We start from the raw sequence: 23,252 nt of genomic DNA on the forward strand, positions 1-23,252 counted from the left end.
CGCTCTCAGTCCATCGAACCCGCCCAGCAGCCATGCCCGTTCGCCGGACGTCGTGCTGCAGGAGGGGTGCTCATCGGAGCCGCCCGGCATGACCTACGGCTGTGAGGACGCCTCCTCGGTGCCAGCCTGCGCCGCGGCCAGAGCCGTTGCCGGATCCTGCGCAGGGCCCCCTGCGGGCACCCAGCGGCTCCCTTCCTTGCGGTACGGCCACCACCGTCCGTCCTGTCCCAGGCGCAGCTGACGCGGCGCGCCGACGACAGTCCAGCGGTTGCCCTTCGCTCGCAGCGACGGCCGTTCGTCCTCGTCCCAGGCGGAGTCCAGGGCGGCACGCGCGCGTGCGAGCCTCTCGCCCTCGACGGTCCACTCCTCGTCGAGCACGGACAGCGCGACGACTCCTCCGAGTTGCCAGGCGCGTACGGCCGTCACCAGTCCTTCCCGGCCGCGTCCCGATCCGTCGGCCAGTCGCTCCGCCACGTCGGCGAGAGGGGCGCCCGCGGCGAGGCGCACCGCGTCCTGGTCGAGCGTCAACTCCGCTTCCACGACCCGCTGTCCCGGACCCGGCCGCAGCGCTTCCGCGAGCATGCGGTGCGCTTCGGCGGCGGTCCGGGCAGCCAGGAACTCCAAGGCAGCCGGATCGACGCCGGGCGCGGGCGGCGTCTCGGTGTCCAAGGACGGCGGCACTCCCGGCTCAGCGGGCAGCTCGGGCAGCTCGGGCAGCGGCGGCAGGATGTCGCCGGTCGCATACGCCTCAGAGGCATCCACGCCCTCCGCATCGGGAGAGGTGGACGCCTCGGACGCTTCGGACGACGGGGTCGCGGGGGCGGCGCTGCGGGCCTGCAGGTCGTCCAGGAGGTCGCGCTCGCCCCGTCCGCGCATCAGCAGCAGGACGAAGGGGTCCTGGTCCAACAGCCGTGCCACCTGGTAGCAGAGGGCCGCCGTGTGCCCGCAGTGGTCCCAGGCGCCGCAGCCGCACTCGGGCTCCAGATCACCCATGCCCGGCAGCAGTTCGATGCCCCTGGCGGCCGCGTCCTCCACCAGGTGCGGTGGCATGTCGCGGTCCAGCAACGCGGCGACATGCCCGGCCCGCTCGACGGCCATGTCCAGAAAGCGGTCCCACTGTTCTGCGGACAGCTCCTCCAGCAGCACGTCGGCCCGGTGCGCCGTACGGTCGCGGCCCTGCACAATCGCCGTGATGCGGCCGGGACGCACCGACACCGCGCCGACGGCTCCCGCGCGTGCGAGCCTGCGGCCGGCCTTGAGCTGCCCCGAGTCCAGTGCCGACTCCTCCAGCGCCTGCAGCCAGGCCTGTCCCCACCACGTCTGTGCGAATCCCCGCCCGTGCGCGGGCGGCAGCGCGGCGAACGTGCGCTCCATGTCACCGTCGTGTCGATTCATCGGGCGCCCCCTCGCAGTTCCACCAGATCGGCCAGCTCCGCATCCGTCAGCTCGGTGAGCGCCGCCTCGCCCGCGCCGAGCACCGCGGCGGCCAGCTTCCGCTTGCGGCTCAGCATCTCGGCGATACGGTCCTCGATGGTTCCCTCGGCGATCAGCCGGTGCACCTGTACGGGCCGGGTCTGGCCGATGCGGTACGCGCGGTCGGTGGCCTGCGCCTCGACCGCGGGGTTCCACCAGCGGTCGTAGTGCACGACATGCTCGGCGCGGGTGAGGTTCAGGCCGGTTCCCGCGGCCTTCAAGGACAGCAGGAAGACGGGCACTTCACCGTCCTGGAAGCGCCGAACCAAGGCCTCGCGTTCGGCCACAGGTGTTCCGCCGTGCAGGAACTGAGAGGGCAAGCCACGAGCCGCCAGATGCTGTTCGATGAGGCGCCCCATGCGCACGTACTGCGTGAAGACCAGGACGCTCGCCCCCTCGGAGAGGATGGTGTCGAGCAACTCGTCCAGCAGCTCCAGCTTCCCCGAGCGCCCGGCGATCCTCGGCCGCTCCTCCTTGAGGAACTGCGCCGGGTGGTTGCAGATCTGCTTCAGGCCCGTCAGGAGCTTCACGATCAGGCCGCGCCGCGCCATGCTGTCGGCGCCGGAGATCTCCGCGAGCGTCTCGCGGACCACTGCCTCGTACAGACCGGTCTGCTCCGTGGTGAGGAACACGGCGCGATCGGTCTCCGTCTTCGGCGGGAGCTCCGGCGCGATCCCCGGATCCGACTTGCGTCGGCGCAGCAGGAACGGGCGTACCAGCCGGGCGAGTCGCTCGGCGGCAGCCGGATCCTGGCCGCCCTCGACGGCCTGGGCGTACCGCGTGCGGAAGGTGCCGAGGCGGCCCAGCAGGCCGGGCGTCGTCCAGTCGAGAATCGCCCACAGTTCCGACAGGTTGTTCTCCACGGGGGTGCCGGTGAGCGCCACGCGCGCGCGTGCGCCGATCGAGCGCAGCTCCCGCGCGGTCGCGGAGTACGGGTTCTTCACATGCTGGGCCTCGTCCGCCACGACCATGCCCCAGGGCACCTCGGCGAGCCGACGCGCGTCCAGCCGCATCGTGCCGTATGTGGTGAGCACGAACTCCCCGTCCGCCAGGGCAGCCAGGTCACGCCGTGACCCGTGGAAGCGGCGCACGCGCGTGCCGGGCGCGAACTTCTCGATCTCGCGCTGCCAATTGCCCATCAGGGAGGTCGGACACACGACCAGCGTCGGACCGGCGGACGAGTCGTCGGACTGCCGGTGCAGATGCAGCGCGATGAACGTGATCGTCTTGCCGAGACCCATGTCGTCGGCCAGACAGCAGCCCAGGCCGAGGGATGTCATCCGGGCCAGCCAGCTCAGGCCGCGCCGCTGGTAGTCCCGCAGTGTGGCCGCGAGCGCGGCAGGCTGGGCCACCGGTTCCTGACCCTCCGGGTCCGCGAGGCGCTCGCGCAGCGCCGCCAGCCAGCCCGTGGGCCGGACCTCCACTTGGCGGCCGTCCACCTCGGTGGAGCCCGTCAGCGCGGCGCCGAGCGCGTCGATGGGCGTCACCTTGTGGTCCTGCTGCGCGCGGGCGCGGCGTACCTCCTGAGGATCGACGAGGACCCACTGGTCACGAAGCCGCACCACGGGGCGGTTCGCCTCCGCCAGACGGTCCAGCTCCTCGCGCGTGAGTCGCTGGTCGCCCAGGGCGAACCACCAGTTGAAGGCGAGCAGCGCGTCGGCGGCCAGGAACGACGGGGTGTCCGAGGACACTCTGCCCGGCGCGGACTCCTCGTCCGGCGGGCCGATCACCGCGCGGGCGGTGAGGTTGCGGGTCAGCTCCTTGGGCCAGTGCACGTCGACGCCGGCTCCGGCGAGGGTTCGAGCACCCTCCTGGAGGAGGTCGGTCACCTCGTCGTCGGCCAGTTCCACCGCGTCCGGCACGGCCGCAGACAGCAACGGCGCAAGCGGTGCCCAGGCGCGAGCTGCGCGGCGCAGTGCCAGCAGGGCGTCCAGCCGCGCACGTGGGCCGAAGGCGCCGGGCGCCGCCCACACGGTGGCGGCGTCCGCGACCAGCGCCGGATCACTCACGCTGTGCAGCTGCAGAACAGCCCGGAACGACAGTGCCCCGTCATCCTGCGTCGCCCTGCCGAGGCCGGGCACTTCGAGCCGCAGGGAGAGCCGTACGCCCGCGTCGTGGCCTGCGGCGACATCGGCTGCCCATGCGCGCTGTTCGGGCAGGCGCTGCGGCTCCTGGGCCGCGTAGGAGGGACCGCCTGTGATGAGCTTCGCGGCGGGGGAGCGGGGGAGTGCGTCGGTGACCGCGTCCAGGAAGGCCCGCAGCAGCCGCTCCGGATCCGGCAGCATCAGCGGCTCCACGTCGCCCAGCGGCACGGCGTGCGCCTCGGGTGGCATCGCGGCGGCGAGGGCGCGAACACGTTCGACGTCCTCGGGTTGCAGGGGACCGGCTCGCCAGGCGTCGTGATCGTCCGCCGAGAGGCCGGGCAAGAGCAGTCCGCGTGCGACGAGTTGCAGGGCGAGCACAGCCGCCGTGCCCCAGAAGACGCCCGCTCGGTGAGCCTGCGCGGACGCCCGTGCACGCGTGAGCACAGGCAGGGCGGCGCGCACCGGCAGCAGGACGGCCGGCACGCTCACCAGCTCGACACCGTCATCGCCGGGCAGGGCGACGGTCAGGTCCTCGACGGCCGCTTCCTCGGCGGATCCGGCTGCGGCGAGCTGAACGGTGCCCCCGTCGGCTCGCCAGAAGGCGACCCGGCCGGTGCGGGCCGGGTCACCGGGTACGAACACGGCACAGCACCCGGCCAGGTCAGAGATCTCGAACGGTGTTGCCTCGGGAAGCCTCGGCACAGCTCTGCAGCACTCCTCAAACTTGACTACTCTGGATTGAGGGGCCGAGGGTACAGCACTCGGCGGCCCATCCGAAATGCCGGATGTGACCCGGGTCACTCTCCGGTCGGCGTGGGTATCCCCCTTGTACGGAATCCGGCGGGTCGATCGGCCTCGGACAGCGGACACTGGGCGTGGGCGTGGGCGTGGGCGTCACGCGTCACGCGTCACGCGTCGGGCGTCACGCGTCGGCGTCAGGCGTCGGGCAGCGGACATCGGACTTCGGTCGGCGCCGGAGCTCCGGGACCAGTAGGGGCCGCACCTCAGGGTCGTCTCAGGGTCGCGGTTCGGAACCGCTGGAAGCGCGGGCCCGTTTTCAGGACAGAGAGCGGCAGTGGCCGCGAAGGAGGCGACGCACATGTCGAAGAACGCGAAGATCGCCGCGGGAGGTGTGGCGGCCGGTCTCATCCTGTTGATCTGGCTGCCCTGGTGGGCCGCGCTCCTGATAGTCCTGGGAGTCCCGGCCGCCGCCTACCTCGCGCTCGACCCGTCACAGCGGCGCAGGCTGCGCCGCTCCACGCGCAAGGAGCTCGGTCGCTGATCATCGCCCGGCCGTCGGTGCGGCCGGGGTGGACAGCGCGCACGAATTGAGCACATCGCCGCTCGCGGGCCTGCCGACGGTACGGTCCGCGGGCGGTCGGGTGCCCCGCTCCACCCACGCGACCAGCGTGTCGAAGGCCGACCGGTAGCAGGGCAGGATCGGCCGGAGCCGGTCCGGATAGGTGTCGTACAGCCCGTCGACATGCGTGCCGCCCGCGATCGTGAAGTACCGGTGCAGTGGGCCTCGCCCGCTCGCGTCGACCATGTGTGCGTAGACGTCCGAGTCGGCTGCTTTCGGCAGCAGCGCGTCCAGATCGCCGTGCAGCGTGATCAGCGGTCTTCCGATGCGCCCGGTCAGAGCGACGCGGGCCACGGCGCGACGGACGGACGCCGGACGCGACGCGTAGTCGTACGCGGCATCGGAGGCGCACGGTGCCAGGATCTGCTCCGGCGTGGTCCCGGCGGACGGGCCGGGACAACCGGGGTCGTACGCCGGGTCGAACTCGGCGCGGTAGATCTTCTGCGTGACGCCCCAGTAGGCCTGCTCGTGATAGGGCCACAGAAATTCGGAGCCGCGCGCGAAGCCGACCGCGTACAGGTCCTCGTCCCGTGCGGAGCCGAGTATGCGTGCCACCGCGGTGGGCAGGGAGGTGAGCAGGTTGGGGCCGTCCGCGGTCCACAGGGCGCCCTCCCAGTCCACGCCACCGTCGTACAGCTCGGGATGGTTCTCCAGCTGCCAGCGGGTGAGGTAGCCACCGTTGGAGATGCCGGTTATGTACGTGCGACGGGGAGCCTGCCCGTAGCGCTGTGCCACCGCCTTGCGGGCGGCCCGGGTGAGCTGAGTGGTGCGCGCGTTCCACTCGGCGACCGCATCACCCGGCCGCTTGCCGTCGCGGTAGAAGTCCGAGCCGTTGTTGCCCTTGTCCGTCGCCGCGTAGGCGTAGCCCAGTGCGAGGACCTGATCGGAGACCGCTGTGTCCGTCGCGTACTGCCTGCGGGTGCCGGGGGCGCCGGTGACGACCAGCCCGCCGTTCCAGCGGTCCGGCAGCCGGATCACGAACTGTGCGTCGTGACGCCATCCGTGCGTGGCGTTGAAGCGGGAGGAGTCCGGGAAGTAGCCGTCGATCTGAATACCGGGCACCCCCGTCGGGGTCCGGGTGCCCCGTGCCGTGAGCCCGGCCTGGTCGGCCATGTCGGTGTACGGCGTGCCGGCGAGTCCCGACGTGGTCAGATCCGGGAGGCAGGCGCTCTGTTGGTGGTCCGCTCCGGGCACCCGTACGCGTTCCTGACGTGTGCAGTGCTGCTCGCCGGCTGCCGTGGCCGCTACGGGAGTCGGCCAGCTGAGGGCGCCGGCCAGCAGCGTGGCGGTGAGGAACGGAAGACCTCGGGACAGGCGCATGACGGCCTCCTGGCGGAAGGGACGGGCACATGAGGGAGCGGAGCCGTGAAGGCTGCCTCATGGTGCGGTCCTGCAGCCGTGCCATCCATGGGTTGGGGCCACATGTGACGCTGTCGCCGAATGGGGCCACCAGACATCGGCAGTTCTGTCCGGGCGCACTGCCGCGCCGCTCGGTGCGCAGGTCAGGAGGGCGTCGGGAGGGCTCAGGAAGGACGTACCGCCATCTTGTCGAGCGCTTCCAGAAGCCCGGGCAGCTCCGCCCCGCGACCCACCGGCAGGACCTCGCCGGGCTCGTCGTCGAGGAGTACGAAGGCGATGTCGTCGGTCCTGGCGACCAGCGACCAGCCGGGCCCGTCCGCGCGCAGGGTCCGTGCGTCGCCCGAGGCGAAGGAGGACCGGACGCGACCGAGGGGCGGCGGGGACTCCACGTACGCGCGTGCCTCGGCGAGGACCCGCCGGATACCGCTGTGGCCGCCCTGCTTCTCGGTTGTCTCGGCGTTCTCGGCGTTCTCGGCTTCTGGTCCCTGGTCCTCGGCGTCGTTCGTGTCCTTGGCGGCGTCCGCGCCGGCGCCCGGCGTCGCGAAGTCGGCGTCGTCGATCTGCTCGCGCCACACCGCCCACTGCAGGGCGATCTCGTCGGCGCCCAGGCGCCGCTGGGCCGGCCCCCACACGCTCGTGTCCGGCGGTGTGAGTGGCGGACCGTCTGCGATGTCGGGCTCGGGATCGTGCGGGGCGGGCACATTCGGGGCGGCGACGGCCACCGCGAGGGGCCAGCCGGGCAGCGCGGCCACGACCGTACGTTCGTCGGGCGACAGGTCGTACTCCATGCCGCAGTCCCAGGACGCGATGGCGACCGCGACCAAGGAGACGTCGTCGATGACGACCGTCCACCGGGCGCCGTCGCCGTCCTGGCCGATGACCAGGCCGTATCCGTCGGCGAGCGGCGCGAGACCGAGCGCCGCGCAGGCCTCCGGGTAGTCGTCGCCCAGCACGCTCGGGAACTTCGCCGGCGTCAGCAGCACCGCCGTGAGCACGTACAGCGCATCGTCCGCGGCGGCGACGGCCTCCTCGTCCGTCTCTGCCATCCCAGCCTCCCCATCGGTTCGTCCAACGGCGCGCACCCTAGTGCGACCGGAAGCCGCTTGTCACGACTCCCAGGCGCACCCGGAGCTGCAGCTTTCCGACTGGTCGGGGCGAATCGACCGAGATCGTCCGCGACGTCAGGCCGCCGGGAGTCCGAGGAGGGTCCGGGCGACGGTCTGCGGCGACTCGTCGCGTTCCCGTGCCAGCGCGATGACGGCCCGGCACGCCAGTTCGCTCACCCCGAACGACAGCGCTTCCGGAGACACCCAGCCGGCGGCCTCGTCGATCTGCTCCTGGTCGTCCTCCGCGCAGGCCGACACATACACGGCGGCGGCCTCGAACAGATTGTGTGCGTGCCTGTCCTTGCCGGTGTCCGGCTCCATGCGAAATGAGCGGAGAACTCTCGCACCCGACTCGCGCACCCTGCTCCACATATTGATCGCCTTCCCCCTGCGTGACTGATCTTTCATCTTCCAATACCCAACGTAGAGTTGGAGCCTAGGCGACAGAAGGGGGACAGCACGGTGAAGGGCTTCGAGCGGCTCGAACAGATCCGGCGGATGGACCCGTTCCGCGAAGCCTCGGAGATCTACCGGCTCAGCTCGGCGTACGAATTCCCCTGGGACTTCACGCGGCGCTCGAACTCGGGCTCTACCGCACGTAGGCCGTGCCCGCCATCGGTCGGCTGCTCGCCGAGACGGCCGAGCTGGCCGACCGCACACGGAAGCGCTGAGACGACACCTCGCTGATCCTGGGTGCCGTCGTCGAGCACGGGTTCGACAGTGAGCAGGGTCGCACGGTATCCGTCGGATCAACCAGATGCCCGGCAGCTACGACATCAGCAACGACGACATGCGGTACGTACTGTGCACGTTCGTCGTCATGCCTCCCGGCGTCCGCGGCGGCCCGTGCGGCCGATCGGCCCGTCAGCCGTCGAGTGAGGCGATCGTCTCGCGCAGCCATCTGAGTTCGGCCCGGGAGGTAGCCCGCGCGATGGTCAGGATGCCGCGCCGGAAGGGATCGTCCAGCTCCTCGGCGGCAAGGGGCCGGTCGCCGTCGTAGAAGAAGCTTGCGGGCTCTTCGAGGAAGGCCAGCCGGCGTCGCAGTACTGCCGACTGGGCAGCCGAGTCGTCCAGGTGCCGCAGGAAGGCGAGCACCGTGAACCACCGGTTCTCGTCGCTGATGTCGCGCGGGTCGGGCTCGGCAAGTCGGCGGCGCAGTTCCTGTTGGCCCCCTTGGGTCAACGTCAGGACATGACGCGGAGCAGCCACTGCCCCGGGCTCCGTGGTGCGGGCGAGCAGGCCGGTCTTCTCCAGCCGCTTGATGGCGGGGTACAGCGTGCTCTCGGCGACCGGTTTCACGTGCCCCGTCAGCGCCGTGAGGCGTTTGCGCAGCTCATAGCCGTGGAGCGGTGTGTCGTAGAGGAATCCGAGGATGGCGAGCTCCAGCATGCTGACATTCTCGCTCACATCCGCTGTACATCCGACTTGGTATACATCGAACTATTGATACATCGGCGCCGATGTATATCGTTGAGTTCATCGGCATGACGAAGTCGGCAAGGCGTGGCCGACCAGGTACCCAGGAGGACGCGATGAGGCAGGCCGAGTTCGACGGCAAGGGCAGCTGTATCCGCTGGACGGAGGCGCCGGGAGAGGAACCCGCGCGCGTGTATGTGCACGGGCTGGGGTCGGTCTCCTCCGTTTACCACGCCCATATCGCAGCCCGGCCCGAACTCGCAGGGCGACGAAGTCTGTTCGTCGATTTGCCGGGGCATGGCATCAGCGACCGGCCCGAGGGCTTCGGCTACCGGCTGGAGGACCACGCCGACGCCTTGGCCGCGGCTCTGGACGCGGCGGGGGTGAGCGGCGCGGAGCTGATTGCGCACAGCATGGGCGGCTCCGTCGCCATTGTGTTGGCCCACCGACGGCCCGACCTCGTCTCCCGGCTGGTACTCACCGAGGCCAACCTCGACGCCTCGCCTCCGCCCAGTGCCGGGAGCACGTGGATCACGGCCTATGAGGAGGAGGAGTTCGTCGGTGAGGCGCACGCGCACGTGCTGGAAGCGGTCGGGCCCCTGTGGGCTGCGACCATGCGCTTGGCCGACCCGCGCGCCCTGTACCGCAGCGCAGTCGGGCTGCGGCACGGTTCCGAGCCGATCATGCGCGACATCCTCGAAGGACTGACGATCGACCGCGTGTACCTTCAGGGCGAGCTCACGGGTGAACTCCCGGGCAGTGCAGCCCTGGAGGCTGCGGGCATACGCGTGGTGACCGTGCCCGGTGCCGGCCACAACGTCATGCTCGACAACCCGAACGCATTTGTGGCGGCCGTCGCCGGGCAGAGCTGAGACCTCAGGACTCCCGCACGGCCAGCGCCAGGAAACGGTCGTCCTCGTCGACGTACGACGTCATGCGCCACCCCGACCCCGCCAGCAATGGCCGGAGGTTGGGCTCGGCCCGCAGGTCGTCCGGGGTGACCTGCCTGCCCTGGCGTGCCGCCAGCGCCGCCCTGCCGATCGGGTGGAACAGAGCGAGGGTGCCACCGGCGCGCACCACACGTGCCAACTCCCGCAAGTTCTGCGCCGGATCGGGCAGGTGCGCGATGAGGCCGGCCGCGAACACGGCATCGAGCGACTCCGACCGCAGCGGCAGCGCGGCCACGTCGGTGCGCAGCAACTGCCCGTCCGCGCCGCGTCCGGCCCGTACGGCGGCCTCCAGCATGGCGGGGGTCAGATCAGCCCCGAGGACCACCCCCGAGGGCCCCACAGCGGCACGCAGCGGCGGCAGGGCGCGCCCTGTGCCGCAGCCGGCGTCGAGCACGCGATCCCCCTCGCGCAGTCCGAGCGCGGCGGCCGCAGCCGCGTAGGCGGGCCCGTCGTCGGGGAACCGACTGTCCCAGCGGGCGGCGCGGGCCCCGAAGAACTCCTGCACATGTGTGTGGTCGTCGCTCATGCTCCGCATGATCCCTCACCGGCACGGATGACGCCGCTGTGCACACGTTCGAGCGTGACGCGATCGTTCCGCTGCATCTCCGTGTCATATTCCAACAGCTTTCGAAATGCGCCCCCCTCGCGCGCCCCTGCCCCGGCTAGCGTCCCTGGGCCATGGGACACCTGGACCACGCCGCCCTCGGCTGGCTGACCCCCGTTCTGTCTTATGCGATGGCGTGCATAGGCGCCGCGCTGGGACTTCGCTGCACCGTCCGCGCCCTCGGCGCCACCGGCCGGTCGCGCCGCAACTGGCTCATCACCGCCGCTTCGGCGATCGGCACCGGCATCTGGACCATGCACTTCGTGGCCATGCTGGGCTTCAGCGTCAGCGGCACCGACATCCGCTACGACGTGCCGCTCACCATCGTGAGCCTCCTCGTCGCCATGGCCGTCGTCTGTGCAGGCGTCTTCGCGGTCGGATACAGCCGTGACCGGACCCGCGCGCTGTTCCTCGGTGGGCTCACCACCGGGCTCGGCGTCGCGAGCATGCACTACCTGGGCATGGCCGCCGTACGACTCCACGGCGACGTGACCTACGACCCCGCCCTCGTCGGAGTTTCCGTCCTGATCGCCGTCGTCGCGGCGACGGCGGCCCTGTGGGCGGCGCTCAACATTAAGTCGCCCGTCGCCGTCACCATCGCCTCCCTGATCATGGGCGCGGCGGTCAGCAGCATGCACTACACCGGGATGTTCGCGGTCGGCGTGGACGTCACGCCCGCCGGTGATGTCCTGCCCGGGGCCACGGCGATGCAGTTCATCTTCCCCCTCGCCGTCGGCCTCGGGTCCTACCTCTTCCTGACCTCCGCCTTCGTCGCGCTGTCGCCCACCACGGGGGAGCGCGCGGCATCCGCGTCGGCCCAGGGAGCGGTCGAGCGCGTCGCGGGCTAGCGGCGGGCCCGGACCGAGGACGGCCCGGGAACACCCGCCCCGAACCACTTCCGAGCGAGGAGGCCATGCGTACACCCCGTAGGACCACCGCAGCCGGCGCCGGGACGCCGTCATCGCCCCCCGCGCGCGGTCGCCGCGCCCATGCCGGACCGCCGGCCGACGAAGGCCCGGACGAGAGCCTGGGCGCGGCGCCCGACGACATACCCACGCGCGCGGAGCGTTGGCGCATCCGTCCGCGCACCGTCCGAGCCAAGATCGTCTGCCTGCTGATGGTGCCGGTCGTCTCGCTTCTGGCCCTGTGGGCCCACGCCACCGTCACGACCGCCCAGGACGTCTCCAGGCTGCGCCAGTTGCAGCGCGTCGACTCCGGGGTCAGGGCGCCCGCCGCAACTGCCGTCGCTGCCCTGCAGGCGGAACGCGAGGCCGCCGTGCGCTACGCGACCGACCCGTCCGCCGGACAGAGCGACGACTTCAAGAAGCTCGCGCAGGACACCGACAAAGCGGTGGCGCGGCTGCGGCTCGGCGACCGGAACACGGTCGCCGACGGCGAGGAACTCCCGGCCGGAGTGGCCCGGCGACTTGAGGCCTTCGTCAGCGGCGCCGAGCAGCTGAGCACCGTACGAAGTGCCGTTCTGGACCGCAGCGCCGGCTGGGACGAGGCGTACGGGCGGTACACGACGACCATCGCGAGCGCGTTCTCGGTGGGCGGCGCGCTCACCGGCATCCAGGACGCCGAGCTTGGCTCCGACGCGCGCGTACTGCTCGAATTCGCCCGCGCGGGCGAGGCGTTGGCGCAGGAGGACGTGGTGCTGGACAGCGCACGTCTCGCCGGGCGCCTCGACGGCGAGCGGCTGCGGCTGTTCACCGGCGCCGTCGACACCCGCCGTACCCTCATCGAGGCGGCCGTCGGCGATCTGCGCGGCCCGGAGGGCGCGGCCTGGCAGAGCCTCGCCGAGGGCAGCGCCTACGCGACCGTGGCCGCAGTCGAGGACAGGGTCCTGGCCACCGCACCGGGCGCGCGGGCGATCGACGCGGCCGGGGAAGCCACCTGGGGTCAGGCACACGCACGCGTGCAGGACGCGATGCGGACGATCGAGCAGGACGCCGGGCGCGGCGTCGCAGATCGCGCCGACCCTTTCACCCGCGGTCTGCTGACCCCGGCCGGCGCCGCTGTGCTCTTCGGTCTCGCCGCCGTAGCCGCCTCACTCGTGATCTCCGTCCGCATCGGTCGCGGCCTCGTCATCGAGCTGGTGAGCCTGCGCAACAGTGCCCTGGAAATCGCCCGGCGCAAACTCCCCGAGGCCATGCGGAAGCTGCGCGCCGGCGAGGAGATCGACATCCGGGCCGAGGCGCCGCCCGGACCGCCCGCCGAGGACGAGACCGGTCAGGTCGGCGAGGCCCTGAGCACCGTCCACCGAGCCGCGCTCCGCGCCGCCGTCGAGCGCGCCGAACTCGCCAGCGGCATCTCCGGCGTCTTCGTCAACCTCGCCCGCCGCAGCCAGGTCCTCGTGCACCGTCAACTGAGCCTGCTGGACAGCATGGAGCGGCGCTCAGACGACCCGAACGAACTCAGCGACCTCTTCCGGCTGGACCACCTCACCACCCGCATGCGACGCCACGCCGAGAGCTTGATCATCCTCTCCGGGGCGGCACCCGGGCGGGCGTGGCGGATGCCGGTCTCCCTGACGAACGTGGTCCGCGCCGCAGTCTCCGAAGTCGAGGACTACGCGCGCGTGGAGGTACGGCAGCTACCCGAGGCGTCCGTCATCGGCGCTGCCGTCGCCGACCTCACCCACCTGCTGGCCGAGATCGTCGAGAACGCCGCCCAGTTCTCGCCTCCCCACACGCGTGTGCGCATCACCGGCGAGCCCGTCGGCAACGGCTATGCCGTCGAGGTCGAGGACCGCGGCCTCGGCATGGGCAAGGAGACACTCGCCGAGGCCAACCGGCGCATCGAACAGTCCGAGGCACTCGACCTGTTCGACAGCGACCGGCTCGGCCTCTTCGTGGTCAGCAGACTCGCGTCCCGGCACGCCATCAAGGTGCATCTGCGCACCTCGCCCTACGGCGGCACCACCGCGGTCGTCCTACTGCCCACGGCCCTGCTGCACAACGCCACGGAGGAACGTTCCCCCGAGAAGTCGGCGGGCACCGATCGGCACGCCGAACACGAGTACGCGCGTGTGCCCGCCGCCGAGCCGCACCAGGAGGCCGTCCACGCGGTCGCCGACCGGCCCGCGCTGGTGGCTCCCGCACCGGCAGCGGCGCAGCCCCACACCGACACCCCACCTCCGGGAGTCACCACCTTGCGACTGCACCGACCCCCGGACGACTCCGCAGCCTCCGACGACCTCCCACGCCGCGTACGGCAGGCGAACCTCGCCCCCCAACTGCGCGAGGGACGCCCCGACGAGGCGGCAGGGACGACCGCCTCCGACGACGATGGCCGTCGCACACCCGAACTCGTCCGGGACCGCATGGCCGCCTACCGCGAAGGCTGGGTGCGCGGCGGCGGCAGGCAGCCCGGTAGCGGCGCCACGCCCGATTCCAGAGCCCGCAGCGACAGCAGCGAAGGAGACCCCGCATGATGCAGGATCCGAGCATGAGGGCCGCCCAGCGGTCCGGTGAACTCCAATGGCTGCTGGACGACTTGGTACTGCGCGTGGGTGAGGTACGGCACGTCGTCGTGCTGTCCAACGACGGGCTCGCCGTGGGCGCCTCCAGCGACCTCCGCCGTGAGGACGCCGAGCACCTCGCCGCGGTCGCCTCCGGCTTCCACAGCCTGGCCAAGGGCGCCGGCCGCCACTTCGGCGCCGGCGGCGTGCGGCAGACCATGGTGGAGATGGACGACGCCTTCCTGTTCGTGGCGGCCGCCGGCGACGGCTCCTGTCTCGCCGTCCTCACCGCCGTGACCGCCGACATCGGACTGGTGGCGTACGAGATGGCACGACTCGTCAAGCGCGTCGGCGAGCACCTCTACACGCCGACACGCGCCGCCGCGCGACCGCCCGCGGCGGGATGAGCCGGAAGGGCGGTCCGCGCATATGAACGAGGACACGACGGGCACCCCGCGAGAGCAGGGCAGCCAGTGGTACGACGGCGAGGCCGGGCCCCTTGTCCGTCCGTACGCCATGACGGGCGGGCGCACCAGACCCGGCCCCACGGGCGTGCCCTTCGATCTGATCGCCCTCGTCACCCTGGACGCCGCCGCGCCCGCTGCCGACGACGACACCGCGCTCGGGCCGGAACACCGGGCCCTCATCGAACTCTGCCGACCGGAGACCCAGTCGGTCGCCGAACTCGCCGCAGGCGCCGATCTGCCTGTAGGGGTCGTCAGGGTGCTCCTGGGGGACCTCCTGGAACTCGGCTGCGTCACCGTCAGCCGTCCGGTACCTCCGGCACAGCTTCCTGACGAATGGATTCTGCGCGAGGTCATCGAAGGATTGCGGGCGCTGTAGATGACATTTCGGAACCAGGCGGCAAGAAGCGGTCCAACGCCACGAAGGGCAGCAGCAGTTGTCATGATGCTGACTTCGCACAGTGACCTCGACCGATACCGGCACTCCCGAGAGAAGTGAACGATGGTCTCCGAGCACTCCGACGCCACCGACGGTGAGACCGCCGCGCTCGCGTTGAAGATACTTGTCGCCGGCGGATTCGGCGTGGGCAAGACCACCCTGGTGGGCGCGGTCAGCGAGATCAGGCCGCTGCGCACCGAAGAACTGCTAAGCGAAGCCGGGCAGTGGGTGGACGACACCGACGGCGTGGACCACAAGGTCACCACGACGGTCGCCATGGACTTCGGGCGTATCACCATCCGGTCCGGCCTGTCCCTCTACCTCTTCGGCACCCCCGGCCAGGACCGCTTCTGGTTCCTCTGGGACGAACTGTCACAGGGGGCCCTCGGCGCCGTGGTCCTCGCCGACACTCGGCGCTTGGAGGACTGCTTCCCCGCAGTGGACTACTTCGAGCACCGGCACATCCCGTTCGTCGTGGCCGTCAACTGCTTCGCGGACGCCCGCAGCTACGGCGCACAAGACGTCTCACGCGCCCTCGACCTGGACCGGGGAACGCCCGTGGTGCTCTGCGACGCCCGCGACCGCGACTCGGGGAAGGAGGTGCTGATCCGGCTCGTCGAGTACGCCGGGCGGATGCACACCGCCCGGCTGCTCGACTCGGTGGGCTGACTGGCTCCGAGGGTCCGGCCGGCCTCCTGAGCCGACTGGTGCCTCAGCCGCTGCCGGCCCTGTTTCGATCGGCGTTCGCTCCGCCGCTATTCGGCGACGCCCTTCTCCGCCAGGACCTTGTCGATCGTGACGCGGACGAGGAGTTCACCCGGTACGCCGTTGCGGGCCCCGAACTCCTCCGCGCGCTCCTCGCCCATGTAGCGCGCCCCGATACGACTTGCCCAGTGCCTCAGCTCGTCGAGATCCTCCGAAATCCGGGCGCGGCCCTGCAGCACCACGAAGTCGTACGGCGGCCGGTCGTCGTCCACGCACAGCGCCAGCCGGCCGTCGCGGACAAGATTGCGTCCCTTGACACTCGACTTGCCGGTGTTGAACACCAGATCCTCCCCGTCGAGCACGAACCAGATCGGCGCCACATGCGGACTCCCGTCGGCTCGCACGGTCGACAGCTTTCCGGTGCGTGTGCCCTGCGAGACGAATGCCCGCCATTCCTCATCGGTCATCTTCTTCGCCATGCCCCCATCCTCCTTGCCCGAGGGCCGGATCGTCGGGAAGGGTGGCGAAGAGTTCCTCCAGCGCAGGGGGAGACATCTACACGGGGAGACCGGATCATGGCGCAGAACCAGGGACTTGGCTGGCTCCTGGACGACCTGACTGAGCGCGTCGACCATGTGCGGCACGCGTTGGTGCTGTCCAACGACGGTCTGGTGACGGGCGCGAGCACGGGACTGCGACGCGAGGACGCCGAGCACCTCGCCGCCGTCTCGTCCGGGCTGCACAGCCTGGCCAAGGGTTCCGGACGGCACTTCGGCGCGGGCAAGGTTCGCCAGACGATGGTCGAGTTCGACGACGCCGTGCTGTTCGTGACGGCGGCGGGTACCGGCAGTTGCCTGTGCGTGCTCAGCGGCGCGGAGGTCGACATCGGCCAGATCGCCTACGAGATGACCCTGCTCGTCAACCGGGTCGGTGAGCACCTCGACGTGGACGCCCGACAGCCCGAGCGGGCACCTCTCACAGACCTCTGACCTGCTGGTTCATCGTCCCCCGCGGAGTTATCCACAGGCTCGCCACGAGATCCGGCCGAGCGGCTACGGTTTTGTCACGGCGAACGCACAGAGCGTGAGCAACCGACTCCACGGGGGAGATCGACCATGTCAGGCGACACCATTACGAAACCGCACCTCCTGTCCTGCACGCCGAGCCGCGCAGCCCGGGAACTGGGGGTGAAACGAGGCGAGCTGGACCTCGCCATCCATCTCGGCCTCATCCGGACCGTGCCCGACGAGGGAAGCGGGGCCCGGCGTGTCCCGCGGTCCGAGATCGACCGGGTGAGTTCGGGGCTGGGTTTCCCGGAGTCCTTGGTGGACCGTGTGCGGGTGGTGGGCACGACCGAGGGCGCGGACCTCATCCACGTGTCCCCCGGAAGGTTCACACGCCTCGCACGGCTGGGCCTGGTGGCGCCGGTGAAATGGTATTTGAACCGCTATCGAGCCGTGGTCTGGCTGTATCTGGCCGAGGAGCTCAAGCAGTTCGCCGCCGACGGGAAGAACGGCCCACTGCTGCACGACCGGCGTATGCCCGAAGGACTGCGCGGCATGCTGGATGCGGGGGTGGATCTGCGTCCGCGCAACTGGCGGGGCCGCCATCGTGGATTCCTGCTTCGACTGGCCGAGCACCCGTGGGAGAGCGCCGGCGCGCTGGCCGCCTTCCTCGAACCCGTCCAGATCGCCGAGCTCGTCCCCGACCCCTATGAGCGCTCCCACGTCAACCGCTTCCGCCCAGGCCCACCGGCGTCCGGCGCACCGGGTTCACCCTCCGCGCTCATCGCCGAGAGGCTCATGACGGCGGACGACCCGGACGAGATCAGCCTGCTGCGGGCCGAACTGACGGCGGTTCTGGAGGAAGCGCGAGAGAGGCGGCCCGCGCCGCGTCCGGCAGCGAAGCGGGCCCCGGATCCAGCGCGCCAGACACGGCACCTCGGTGCGTCCCAGCCCGTGGAGCCGGAGCCACCGCGCGGCTTGCTGAGCTGGCTCCGGCGCAAGGCTCCGCGGGCTACAACGCCCTGAACAGTCCCTCCTGGACGACGGACACCAGCAGGCGTCCCTCGATGTCGTAGATCCGCCCACGCGCGAGGCCCCGTCCGCCGGTCGCGATCGGCGACTCCTGGTCGTACAGGAACCACTCGTCCGCGCGGAACGGCCGGTGGAACCACATGGCGTGATCCAGCGACGCGATGTCGAAACTCCGGGGTCCCCACAGCGGTTCGACCGGGATCCGGACGGCGTCCAGGAGCGTCATGTCGCTGGCGTAGGTCAGCGCGCAGGTGTGCACGACCGGGTCGTCGCCGAGCGGCCCGACCGCGCGCATCCACACGGCACTTCGCGGCTCGGCACCCTTGACGTCCTCGTCGGTCCAGCGCAGCCGGTCCACGTAGCGGATGTCGAAGGGCTGACGGCGCGCCATCCGCTCCAACTGTTCGGGCAGCGTGCCCAGATGTTCCCGGATCTCCTCGGTGACCGTCGGCAGTGAATCCGGGTCCGGGACCTTGCGTGCCGGCGGCAGCTGATGCTCGAAGCTCCCCTGCTCAGGCTTGTGAAAGGAGGCGGTGAGATTGAAGATCGTGCGCCCCTGCTGCACGGCGGTGACCCGGCGGGTCGTGAACGACCTGCCGTCCCGCACCCGTTCGACCTGGTACACGATCGGCACGCCCGGCCGCCCCGGGCGCAGGAAGTACGCGTGCAGCGAGTGCACCGGACGGTCCCCGTCCGTGGTGCGCGCCGCGGCGATCAGCGCCTGGCCCGCCACCTGGCCGCCGAAGACCCGCTGCAGGGACTCCTGCGGGCTGCGGCCGCGGAAGATGTTGACCTCGATCTGCTCCAGGTCGAGCAGGTCGACGAGTCTCTCGGCCGGGTTCGTCGTCATGAGTGGGATTCTCCTGTGCTCACAGCTGGCCTACGGCGGTGACACGGACCACGGCGCGGCCCTCCGTGTCGGAGGCAGTGAGGTCGATCTCCGCGCTGATGCCCCAGTCATGGTCGCGGTTCGGGTCGTCGAAGATCTGGCGGACCCGCCACAGATGGTTCGCCGGTTCCTCCTCGATCACCAGCAGCTTGGGGCCGCGAGCGTCGGGGCCGGTGCCGAGGTCCTCGTACTCGTCCCAGTACTTGTCCATCGCCTCGCCCCATGCATCCGCGTCCCAGCCGGCGTCGGCGTCCATCTCACCCAGTTCCTCGACGTTGTCGAGGGCGGCGAGCTCGACGCGACGGAACATGGCGTTGCGGACGAGGACGCGGAAGGCGCGGGCGTTGGTGGTGACCGGCTTGACCTCGTCGGCCTTCTCCTGAGCCTCCTCGGCGGTCATCTCCTCCGGGTTGGCCAGCTGCTCCCACTCGTCGAGCAGGCTGGAGTCGACCTGGCGCACCATCTCGCCGAGCCACTCGATCAGGTCCTGCAGATCCTCGGACTTGAGGTCGTCGGGGATGTTGTGGTCGAGGGTTTTGAAGGCGCTTGCGAGGTAGCGCAGCACGATGCCCTCGGTGCGGGCCAGCTCGTAGAAGGACACCAGCTCCGTGAAGGACATGGCGCGTTCGTACATGTCCCGGATGACGGACTTCGGCGACAGCGGGTGGTCGCCGACCCAGGGGTGGCTCTTGCGGTACGTGTCGTACGCGTGGAAGAGCAGCTCCTCCATGGGCTTCGGGTACGTGATGTCCTGGAGGCGCTCCATGCGCTCCTCGTACTCGATGCCGTCCGCCTTCATCGCGGCGACGGCCTCGCCCTTCGCCTTGTTCAGCTGGGCGACCAGGATCTGCCGCGGGTCGTCCAGGGTGGACTCGACGACGGACACCATGTCCAGGGCGTAGGAGGGCGATTCCGGGTCCAGCAGCTCGAACGCGGCCAGCGCGAAGGTGGACAGCGGCTGGTTCAGCGCGAAGTCCTGCTGGAGGTCGACCGTGAGGCGGACGATGCGCCCCGTGGCGTCCGGCTCGTCGAGCTTCTCGACGATGCCGCCGTCCAGCAGCGAACGGTAGATCGCGATCGCGCGCCGGATGTGCCGCAGCTGCTGCTTGCGCGGCTCGTGGTTGTCCTCCAACAGGTGCCGCATCGCCTCGAAGGCGTTGCCGGGTCGGGCGATCACCGACAGGAGCATGGTGTGCGTGACCCGGAAGCGGGAAGTCAGCGGCTCCGGTTCGGAGCCGATGAGCTTCTCGAAGGTGTTCTCCGTCCAGCCGACGAAGCCCTCGGGCGCCTTCTTGCGGACGACCTTGCGGCGCTTCTTCGGGTCGTCGCCGGCCTTCGCGAGCGCCTTCTCGTTCTCGATGACGTGCTCGGGACCCTGAGCGACGACGAAGCCCGCCGTGTCGAAGCCGGCGCGCCCGGCGCGGCCCGCGATCTGGTGGAACTCCCGGTTGCGCAGGGTACGGACGCGGCTGCCGTCGTACTTGGTCAGAGCCGTGAACAGCACCGTGCGGATGGGGACGTTGACGCCCACACCGAGCGTGTCCGTGCCACAGATGACCTTCAGCAGACCGGCCTGCGCGAGCTTCTCCACCAGTCGCCGGTACTTCGGCAGCATGCCGGCGTGATGGACACCGATGCCGTGCCGGACGTAACGGGAAAGGTTGCGGCCGAACTTGGTGGTGAAGCGGAAGTTGCCGATCAGCGCGGCGATCTGGTCCTTCTCCTCGCGCGAGCACATGTTGATGCTCATGAGCGCCTGCGCCCGCTCCACGGCCTGAGCCTGGGTGAAGTGCACGATGTAGACCGGCGCCTGCCTGGTCTCCAGCAGCTCGGTCAGGGTCTCGGTGAGCGGGGTGAGTTTGTACTCGTAGGACAGCGGCACCGGACGGGTCGCCGAGCGGACCACCGAGGTCGGGCGCCCGGTGCGCCGGGTGAGGTCCTCCTCGAACATCGAGACGTCGCCGAGCGTCGCCGACATCAGGATGAACTGCGCCTGCGGGAGCTCCAGGATCGGGATCTGCCAGGCCCAGCCGCGGTCCCCCTCCGCGTAGAAGTGGAACTCGTCCATGACGACCTGGCCGACGTCCGCCTGCTTGCCGTCGCGCAGGGCGATCGACGCGAGCACCTCGGCGGTGCAGCAGATGACGGGAGCGTCGGCGTTGACGGACGCGTCACCGGTCAGCATGCCGACGTTCTCGGTGCCGAAGATCTTGCACAGTTCGAAGAACTTCTCCGAGACCAGCGCCTTGATCGGAGCGGTGTAGAAGGTGACCTCGTCCCGGGCCAGCGCGGCGAAGTGGGCGCCCGCGGCGATCATGCTCTTGCCGGAGCCGGTGGGCGTCGACACGATCACGTTCGCGCCGGAGACCACCTCGATCAGCGCCTCCTCCTGGTGGGGGTACAGAGTCAGACCCCGCTCCTGGGCCCACGACTCGAAGGCTTCGTAGAGGGCGTCGGGGTCGGCGGTCGGCGGCAGCTGATCGATGAGGGTCACCCACCCATCTTGCCTGCCGTCCTGGCCCAGAGGGGAATCGGCTGCGGGCGCGAAGATCGCGAACGCTACGCTGTGTCGCCGACGACACGTCAGCGAACCCGGTCAACTGGACAGCGGCACACGAGGAATGGGGCGGGCAACACCGATGATGGGACCAGCACACTCACTGTCGGGCGCTGCCGCCTGGCTCGGCGTCGGAGCGGCGGCCGCCGCTGCCGGGCACGGAATGCCCTGGCCGGTCCTCCTCGCCGGCGCGCTGATCTGCGCCGGGGCCGCCCTCGCCCCGGACCTCGATCACAAGGCGGCCACCATCTCGCGGGCCTTCGGTCCGCTGTCGCGCTGGCTCTGCGAGATCGTCGACAAGCTGTCGTACGCGGTCTACAAGGCGACGAAGAAGCAGGGCGACCCGCGGCGCTCCGGTGGGCATCGCACGCTCACGCACACCTGGCTGTGGGCGGTCATGATCGGCGGGGGCGCCTCCGCCCTGGCGATCACCGGGGGCCGCTGGGCCGTGCTGGCGATCCTGTTCGCGCACATGGTGCTGGCCATCGAGGGCCTGCTGTGGCGTGCGACCCGGGGCTCCAGTGCCGACGTCCTCGTCTGGTTGCTGGCGGCGACCAGCGCGTGGATCATCGCGGGCGTGCTGGACAAGCCGGGCAACGGCTCGGACTGGCTGTTCACGGCGCCGGGCCAGGAGTACCTGTGGCTTGGGTTGCCAATCGTGCTGGGTGCGCTGGTGCACGACATCGGCGATGCGCTGACGGTGTCCGGCTGCCCGATCCTGTGGCCGATTCCGGTGGGCCGCAAGCGCTGGTACCCGCTGGGTCCGCCGAAGGCCATGCGGTTCCGGGCGGGCAGCTGGGTCGAGCTCAAGGTGCTGATGCCGGTGTTCATGGTGCTGGGCGGGGTGGGCTGCGCGGCGGCGCTCAACGTGATCTGAGCGGGCGGTGGCGTCCAGGTCGTGACGCCGGTGATCGGCCTGCGGCCGGCCGTGACCGGCCGGGCCAAGGGACGGGCCGGACGTCAGGTGTGCTCTGCGGATCAGCCGCCCTGTCAGGCTCCGCCGCCGTAACGCCGCTCGAAGGCCGCGACCCGGCCCTCGGAGTCCACCGTCCGTGCCTTCCCGGTGTAGAAGGGGTGGCTCTCGGAGGAGATCTCGACGTCCACGACCGGGTAGGTCTCGCCGTCGTCCCAGTCGATGGTCTGGTCGCTGGTCGCGGTGGACCGGGTCAGGAAGGCGTAGCCTGCGGCGCGGTCGCGGAAGACGACCTCGTGGTAGTCGGGGTGCTTGTCCTGCTGCATGCGAGCTCCTCGTGTTGCGGCATCGGCAAGGGCCGACGACGTGGCGCCAAAGGCGCGGGGACTGTGGCCCGGGGGCTGCGGGGATCAGCCGTGCAGGGACCGCGGAGGTCAGCCGTACGTGTCCTCGTCGACGATGTGCATGGCGGCCTCCTCGGCGGACGCCGCCGCGCCGTCGATGCCCACGTCCGTCGCGACGAGCGCGCTCTCCTCGTCCTCGTGGACGCCCTCGTCGGGTGCGACGAGGCGGCCGGAGCGGGCGGCGCCGACCTCGTTGTCGACGAGTTCCCCGTCGGTGCCCTCGGAGTCGCCGAGGCCGTCGCCGTCGTGGGCGACCAGGTCGGGCTGCTCCTCGGCGAGCCGCTGGTCGAGGGTCTCGCCCTGGTGGCGCTCGGCGGCCGTGACACCGGCGTGCTCCACCGCCCAGGGTCGCTCCGGAGGGGACCAGCCGCGGTCCAGGGGGTCGTCGACGCCGTCGTTCTCGAGGGTGTCCTCGGCGTCGAGCAGCCCTGTGTCCTCGCGTTGATCGGATGCGTCGGGCTGGTAGACGTCGTCACCCCATCCGTCGGCGCTGTTCACGGGTACCTCCAGGTGGTGGGGACGGGCCCGAACTCACCGCGGGCGACGGCGGGCCGCCGCGGCGCGGGGCACAAGCCGCACCCGGCGCGAACCGCGTGGTTCCCGGGTGCTCCCCGAACCGGTGCCGCTATCCAGCCTTCCACCCCTTTTCACCCCGGCGCAACGGCACGGGTGCGCTCCGGTGCGGCGGGATGGGGCCACGGCTGGGCCTCCGGATCTCCGGGCCCCGAGATCGTCCCGTCGCACGGGGCCGAGCGGACCCGGGCCTACCTCCGCCCCGCCTGCGACGGGGCAGGCCCCGACTGCATCGCCCCGTGTTCCGGGCGACGGTCGCCATACCCGGGCGCCGGTCGTTCCGGCCCGGTGGCCCGGTGGCCCGGTGGCCCGGTGGCCCGGTGGCCCGGTGGCCCGGTGGCCCGGTGGCCCGGTGGCCCGGTGGCCCGGTGGCCCGGTGGCCCGGTGGCCCAGCCCGTCCCGGCTGTCCACCCGGCCCGGACCTGGGCCCCGGCTCCCGACACCTGGGGCCCCGGGA

22 protein-coding genes and 1 pseudogene are annotated in these 23,252 nt (G+C 70.9%); 11 read left to right on the forward strand and 12 right to left on the reverse strand.

The features are described from left to right. Positions 1 to 93: 93 nt before the first annotated feature. The gene (locus OG331_RS42000; protein WP_406206932.1) at positions 94 to 1,395 is read right to left on the reverse strand and encodes an SWF or SNF family helicase; all 1,302 of its coding nucleotides are present in this window, start codon (positions 1,393 to 1,395) and stop codon (positions 94 to 96) included. Then, positions 1,392 to 4,259 (reverse strand): SNF2-related protein, encoded by a 2,868-nt coding sequence (locus OG331_RS42005; RefSeq protein ID WP_406206935.1) that lies wholly within the window; start codon positions 4,257 to 4,259, stop codon positions 1,392 to 1,394. The genes OG331_RS42000 and OG331_RS42005 overlap by 4 nt, the downstream gene beginning before the upstream one ends. 397 nt (positions 4,260 to 4,656) lie before the next feature. On the opposite strand from OG331_RS42005, the gene OG331_RS42010 reads away from it, so the two are divergent. Then, positions 4,657 to 4,839, forward strand: coding sequence for a hypothetical protein (locus OG331_RS42010; RefSeq protein ID WP_406206937.1), 183 nt, complete (start codon positions 4,657 to 4,659; stop codon positions 4,837 to 4,839). Here the strand turns inward: OG331_RS42010 and OG331_RS42015 are convergent, their stop codons facing one another. From OG331_RS42015 to OG331_RS42025, 3 genes are all read right to left on the reverse strand, one after another. Continuing rightward, positions 4,840 to 6,237: a tannase/feruloyl esterase family alpha/beta hydrolase gene (locus tag OG331_RS42015; protein WP_406206940.1), complete on the reverse strand. Its 1,398-nt coding sequence runs from the start codon at positions 6,235 to 6,237 to the stop codon at positions 4,840 to 4,842. Positions 6,238 to 6,440: 203 nt separating this feature from the next. Next, a complete protein-coding gene (locus tag OG331_RS42020; protein ID WP_406206943.1) occupies positions 6,441 to 7,322 on the reverse strand; it encodes a hypothetical protein in 882 nt (293 codons plus the stop codon). 135 nt (positions 7,323 to 7,457) lie between these two features. Next, positions 7,458 to 7,754, reverse strand: coding sequence for a hypothetical protein (locus OG331_RS42025; protein ID WP_406206946.1), 297 nt, complete (start codon positions 7,752 to 7,754; stop codon positions 7,458 to 7,460). Positions 7,755 to 7,880: 126 nt separating this feature from the next. On the opposite strand from OG331_RS42025, the pseudogene OG331_RS42030 reads away from it, so the two are divergent. Then, positions 7,881 to 8,208 (forward strand): annotated as a pseudogene (locus tag OG331_RS42030) (DUF2236 domain-containing protein); the annotation flags it as partial. Between the two features lie 38 nt (positions 8,209 to 8,246). Here OG331_RS42030 and OG331_RS42035 read toward each other — a convergent pair. Continuing rightward, positions 8,247 to 8,771, reverse strand: coding sequence for a PadR family transcriptional regulator (locus OG331_RS42035; RefSeq protein WP_406206948.1), 525 nt, complete (start codon positions 8,769 to 8,771; stop codon positions 8,247 to 8,249). 143 nt (positions 8,772 to 8,914) lie between these two features. On the opposite strand from OG331_RS42035, the gene OG331_RS42040 reads away from it, so the two are divergent. Next, positions 8,915 to 9,670, forward strand: a complete 756-nt coding sequence (locus OG331_RS42040; protein WP_406206951.1) for an alpha/beta fold hydrolase — start codon at positions 8,915 to 8,917, stop codon at positions 9,668 to 9,670. 4 nt (positions 9,671 to 9,674) lie between these two features. Here OG331_RS42040 and OG331_RS42045 read toward each other — a convergent pair whose 3' ends face one another. Then, the gene (locus OG331_RS42045) at positions 9,675 to 10,274 is read right to left on the reverse strand and encodes a class I SAM-dependent methyltransferase (RefSeq protein WP_406206954.1); all 600 of its coding nucleotides are present in this window, start codon (positions 10,272 to 10,274) and stop codon (positions 9,675 to 9,677) included. 152 nt (positions 10,275 to 10,426) lie between these two features. On the opposite strand from OG331_RS42045, the gene OG331_RS42050 reads away from it, so the two are divergent. The 5 genes from OG331_RS42050 (at position 10,427) to OG331_RS42070 (ending at position 15,387) form a co-directional block, all read left to right on the forward strand. Next, positions 10,427 to 11,200, forward strand: a complete 774-nt coding sequence (locus OG331_RS42050) for an MHYT domain-containing protein (protein WP_406206957.1) — start codon at positions 10,427 to 10,429, stop codon at positions 11,198 to 11,200. A 65-nt stretch (positions 11,201 to 11,265) separates the two neighbouring features. After that, positions 11,266 to 13,788, forward strand: coding sequence for a nitrate- and nitrite sensing domain-containing protein (locus tag OG331_RS42055; RefSeq protein ID WP_406206960.1), 2,523 nt, complete (start codon positions 11,266 to 11,268; stop codon positions 13,786 to 13,788). Further along, positions 13,785 to 14,222 (forward strand): roadblock/LC7 domain-containing protein, encoded by a 438-nt coding sequence (locus OG331_RS42060; protein ID WP_406206963.1) that lies wholly within the window; start codon positions 13,785 to 13,787, stop codon positions 14,220 to 14,222. The genes OG331_RS42055 and OG331_RS42060 overlap by 4 nt, the downstream gene beginning before the upstream one ends. A 22-nt stretch (positions 14,223 to 14,244) precedes the next feature. Next, positions 14,245 to 14,658 carry a DUF742 domain-containing protein gene (locus tag OG331_RS42065; RefSeq protein ID WP_406206966.1) on the forward strand — a complete coding sequence of 138 codons (414 nt, stop codon included), beginning with the start codon at positions 14,245 to 14,247 and terminating at the stop codon, positions 14,656 to 14,658. Between the two features lie 123 nt (positions 14,659 to 14,781). Further along, positions 14,782 to 15,387, forward strand: a complete 606-nt coding sequence (locus OG331_RS42070) for a GTP-binding protein (RefSeq protein WP_406206969.1) — start codon at positions 14,782 to 14,784, stop codon at positions 15,385 to 15,387. 86 nt (positions 15,388 to 15,473) lie between these two features. Here the strand turns inward: OG331_RS42070 and OG331_RS42075 are convergent, their stop codons facing one another. Further along, a complete protein-coding gene (locus OG331_RS42075) occupies positions 15,474 to 15,902 on the reverse strand; it encodes a PPOX class F420-dependent oxidoreductase (protein ID WP_406206972.1) in 429 nt (142 codons plus the stop codon). Positions 15,903 to 15,998: 96 nt separating this feature from the next. On the opposite strand from OG331_RS42075, the gene OG331_RS42080 reads away from it, so the two are divergent. After that, positions 15,999 to 16,412, forward strand: coding sequence for a roadblock/LC7 domain-containing protein (locus OG331_RS42080; RefSeq protein WP_328883211.1), 414 nt, complete (start codon positions 15,999 to 16,001; stop codon positions 16,410 to 16,412). Positions 16,413 to 16,538: 126 nt separating this feature from the next. Then, positions 16,539 to 17,453 (forward strand): DUF6397 family protein, encoded by a 915-nt coding sequence (locus OG331_RS42085; RefSeq protein ID WP_406206976.1) that lies wholly within the window; start codon positions 16,539 to 16,541, stop codon positions 17,451 to 17,453. On the opposite strand, the gene OG331_RS42090 is transcribed toward OG331_RS42085, so the two are convergent. Together OG331_RS42090 and OG331_RS42095 are read right to left on the reverse strand one after the other, a co-directional pair. Next, positions 17,440 to 18,309: an acyl-CoA thioesterase gene (locus OG331_RS42090; protein ID WP_406206979.1), complete on the reverse strand. Its 870-nt coding sequence runs from the start codon at positions 18,307 to 18,309 to the stop codon at positions 17,440 to 17,442. The two genes, OG331_RS42085 and OG331_RS42090, sit on opposite strands and share 14 nt — an antisense overlap. Positions 18,310 to 18,328: 19 nt before the next feature. Next, the gene (locus OG331_RS42095) at positions 18,329 to 20,842 is read right to left on the reverse strand and encodes a DEAD/DEAH box helicase (RefSeq protein WP_406206981.1); all 2,514 of its coding nucleotides are present in this window, start codon (positions 20,840 to 20,842) and stop codon (positions 18,329 to 18,331) included. A gap of 145 nt (positions 20,843 to 20,987) precedes the next feature. Between OG331_RS42095 and OG331_RS42100 the strand changes: the two genes are divergently transcribed. After that, entirely contained in the window at positions 20,988 to 21,782 is a 795-nt protein-coding gene (locus OG331_RS42100) for a metal-dependent hydrolase (protein WP_383419229.1), read from the forward strand. 113 nt (positions 21,783 to 21,895) lie between these two features. Here the strand turns inward: OG331_RS42100 and OG331_RS42105 are convergent, their stop codons facing one another. Beyond that, positions 21,896 to 22,144, reverse strand: coding sequence for a type B 50S ribosomal protein L31 (locus OG331_RS42105; protein ID WP_362379083.1), 249 nt, complete (start codon positions 22,142 to 22,144; stop codon positions 21,896 to 21,898). Between the two features lie 108 nt (positions 22,145 to 22,252). Continuing rightward, positions 22,253 to 22,720: a DUF5709 domain-containing protein gene (locus OG331_RS42110; protein ID WP_406206985.1), complete on the reverse strand. Its 468-nt coding sequence runs from the start codon at positions 22,718 to 22,720 to the stop codon at positions 22,253 to 22,255. Between the last annotated feature and the right edge of the window lie 532 nt (positions 22,721 to 23,252).

Source organism: Streptomyces sp. NBC_01017, from assembly GCF_045162795.1.
Taxonomy (GTDB): domain Bacteria; phylum Actinomycetota; class Actinomycetes; order Streptomycetales; family Streptomycetaceae; genus Streptomyces; species Streptomyces machairae.

What these genes read in the sequence shown, in the direction of transcription:
- OG331_RS42090 (WP_406206979.1), bottom strand. Translation starts at nt 18,309, where the DNA reads ATGACGACGAACCCGGCCGAGAGACTCGTCGACCTGCTCGACCTGGAG.
- OG331_RS42075 (WP_406206972.1), bottom strand. Translation starts at nt 15,902, where the DNA reads ATGGCGAAGAAGATGACCGATGAGGAATGGCGGGCATTCGTCTCGCAG.
- OG331_RS42105 (WP_362379083.1), bottom strand. Translation starts at nt 22,144, where the DNA reads ATGCAGCAGGACAAGCACCCCGACTACCACGAGGTCGTCTTCCGCGAC.
- OG331_RS42080 (WP_328883211.1), top strand. Translation starts at nt 15,999, where the DNA reads ATGGCGCAGAACCAGGGACTTGGCTGGCTCCTGGACGACCTGACTGAG.
- OG331_RS42100 (WP_383419229.1), top strand. Translation starts at nt 20,988, where the DNA reads ATGATGGGACCAGCACACTCACTGTCGGGCGCTGCCGCCTGGCTCGGC.
- OG331_RS42035 (WP_406206948.1), bottom strand. Translation starts at nt 8,771, where the DNA reads ATGCTGGAGCTCGCCATCCTCGGATTCCTCTACGACACACCGCTCCAC.
- OG331_RS42070 (WP_406206969.1), top strand. Translation starts at nt 14,782, where the DNA reads ATGGTCTCCGAGCACTCCGACGCCACCGACGGTGAGACCGCCGCGCTC.
- OG331_RS42000 (WP_406206932.1), bottom strand. Translation starts at nt 1,395, where the DNA reads ATGAATCGACACGACGGTGACATGGAGCGCACGTTCGCCGCGCTGCCG.
- OG331_RS42010 (WP_406206937.1), top strand. Translation starts at nt 4,657, where the DNA reads ATGTCGAAGAACGCGAAGATCGCCGCGGGAGGTGTGGCGGCCGGTCTC.
- OG331_RS42025 (WP_406206946.1), bottom strand. Translation starts at nt 7,754, where the DNA reads ATGTGGAGCAGGGTGCGCGAGTCGGGTGCGAGAGTTCTCCGCTCATTT.
- OG331_RS42085 (WP_406206976.1), top strand. Translation starts at nt 16,539, where the DNA reads ATGTCAGGCGACACCATTACGAAACCGCACCTCCTGTCCTGCACGCCG.
- OG331_RS42015 (WP_406206940.1), bottom strand. Translation starts at nt 6,237, where the DNA reads ATGCGCCTGTCCCGAGGTCTTCCGTTCCTCACCGCCACGCTGCTGGCC.
- OG331_RS42020 (WP_406206943.1), bottom strand. Translation starts at nt 7,322, where the DNA reads ATGGCAGAGACGGACGAGGAGGCCGTCGCCGCCGCGGACGATGCGCTG.
- OG331_RS42050 (WP_406206957.1), top strand. Translation starts at nt 10,427, where the DNA reads ATGGGACACCTGGACCACGCCGCCCTCGGCTGGCTGACCCCCGTTCTG.
- OG331_RS42060 (WP_406206963.1), top strand. Translation starts at nt 13,785, where the DNA reads ATGATGCAGGATCCGAGCATGAGGGCCGCCCAGCGGTCCGGTGAACTC.
- OG331_RS42040 (WP_406206951.1), top strand. Translation starts at nt 8,915, where the DNA reads ATGAGGCAGGCCGAGTTCGACGGCAAGGGCAGCTGTATCCGCTGGACG.
- OG331_RS42055 (WP_406206960.1), top strand. Translation starts at nt 11,266, where the DNA reads ATGCGTACACCCCGTAGGACCACCGCAGCCGGCGCCGGGACGCCGTCA.
- OG331_RS42065 (WP_406206966.1), top strand. Translation starts at nt 14,245, where the DNA reads ATGAACGAGGACACGACGGGCACCCCGCGAGAGCAGGGCAGCCAGTGG.
- OG331_RS42045 (WP_406206954.1), bottom strand. Translation starts at nt 10,274, where the DNA reads ATGAGCGACGACCACACACATGTGCAGGAGTTCTTCGGGGCCCGCGCC.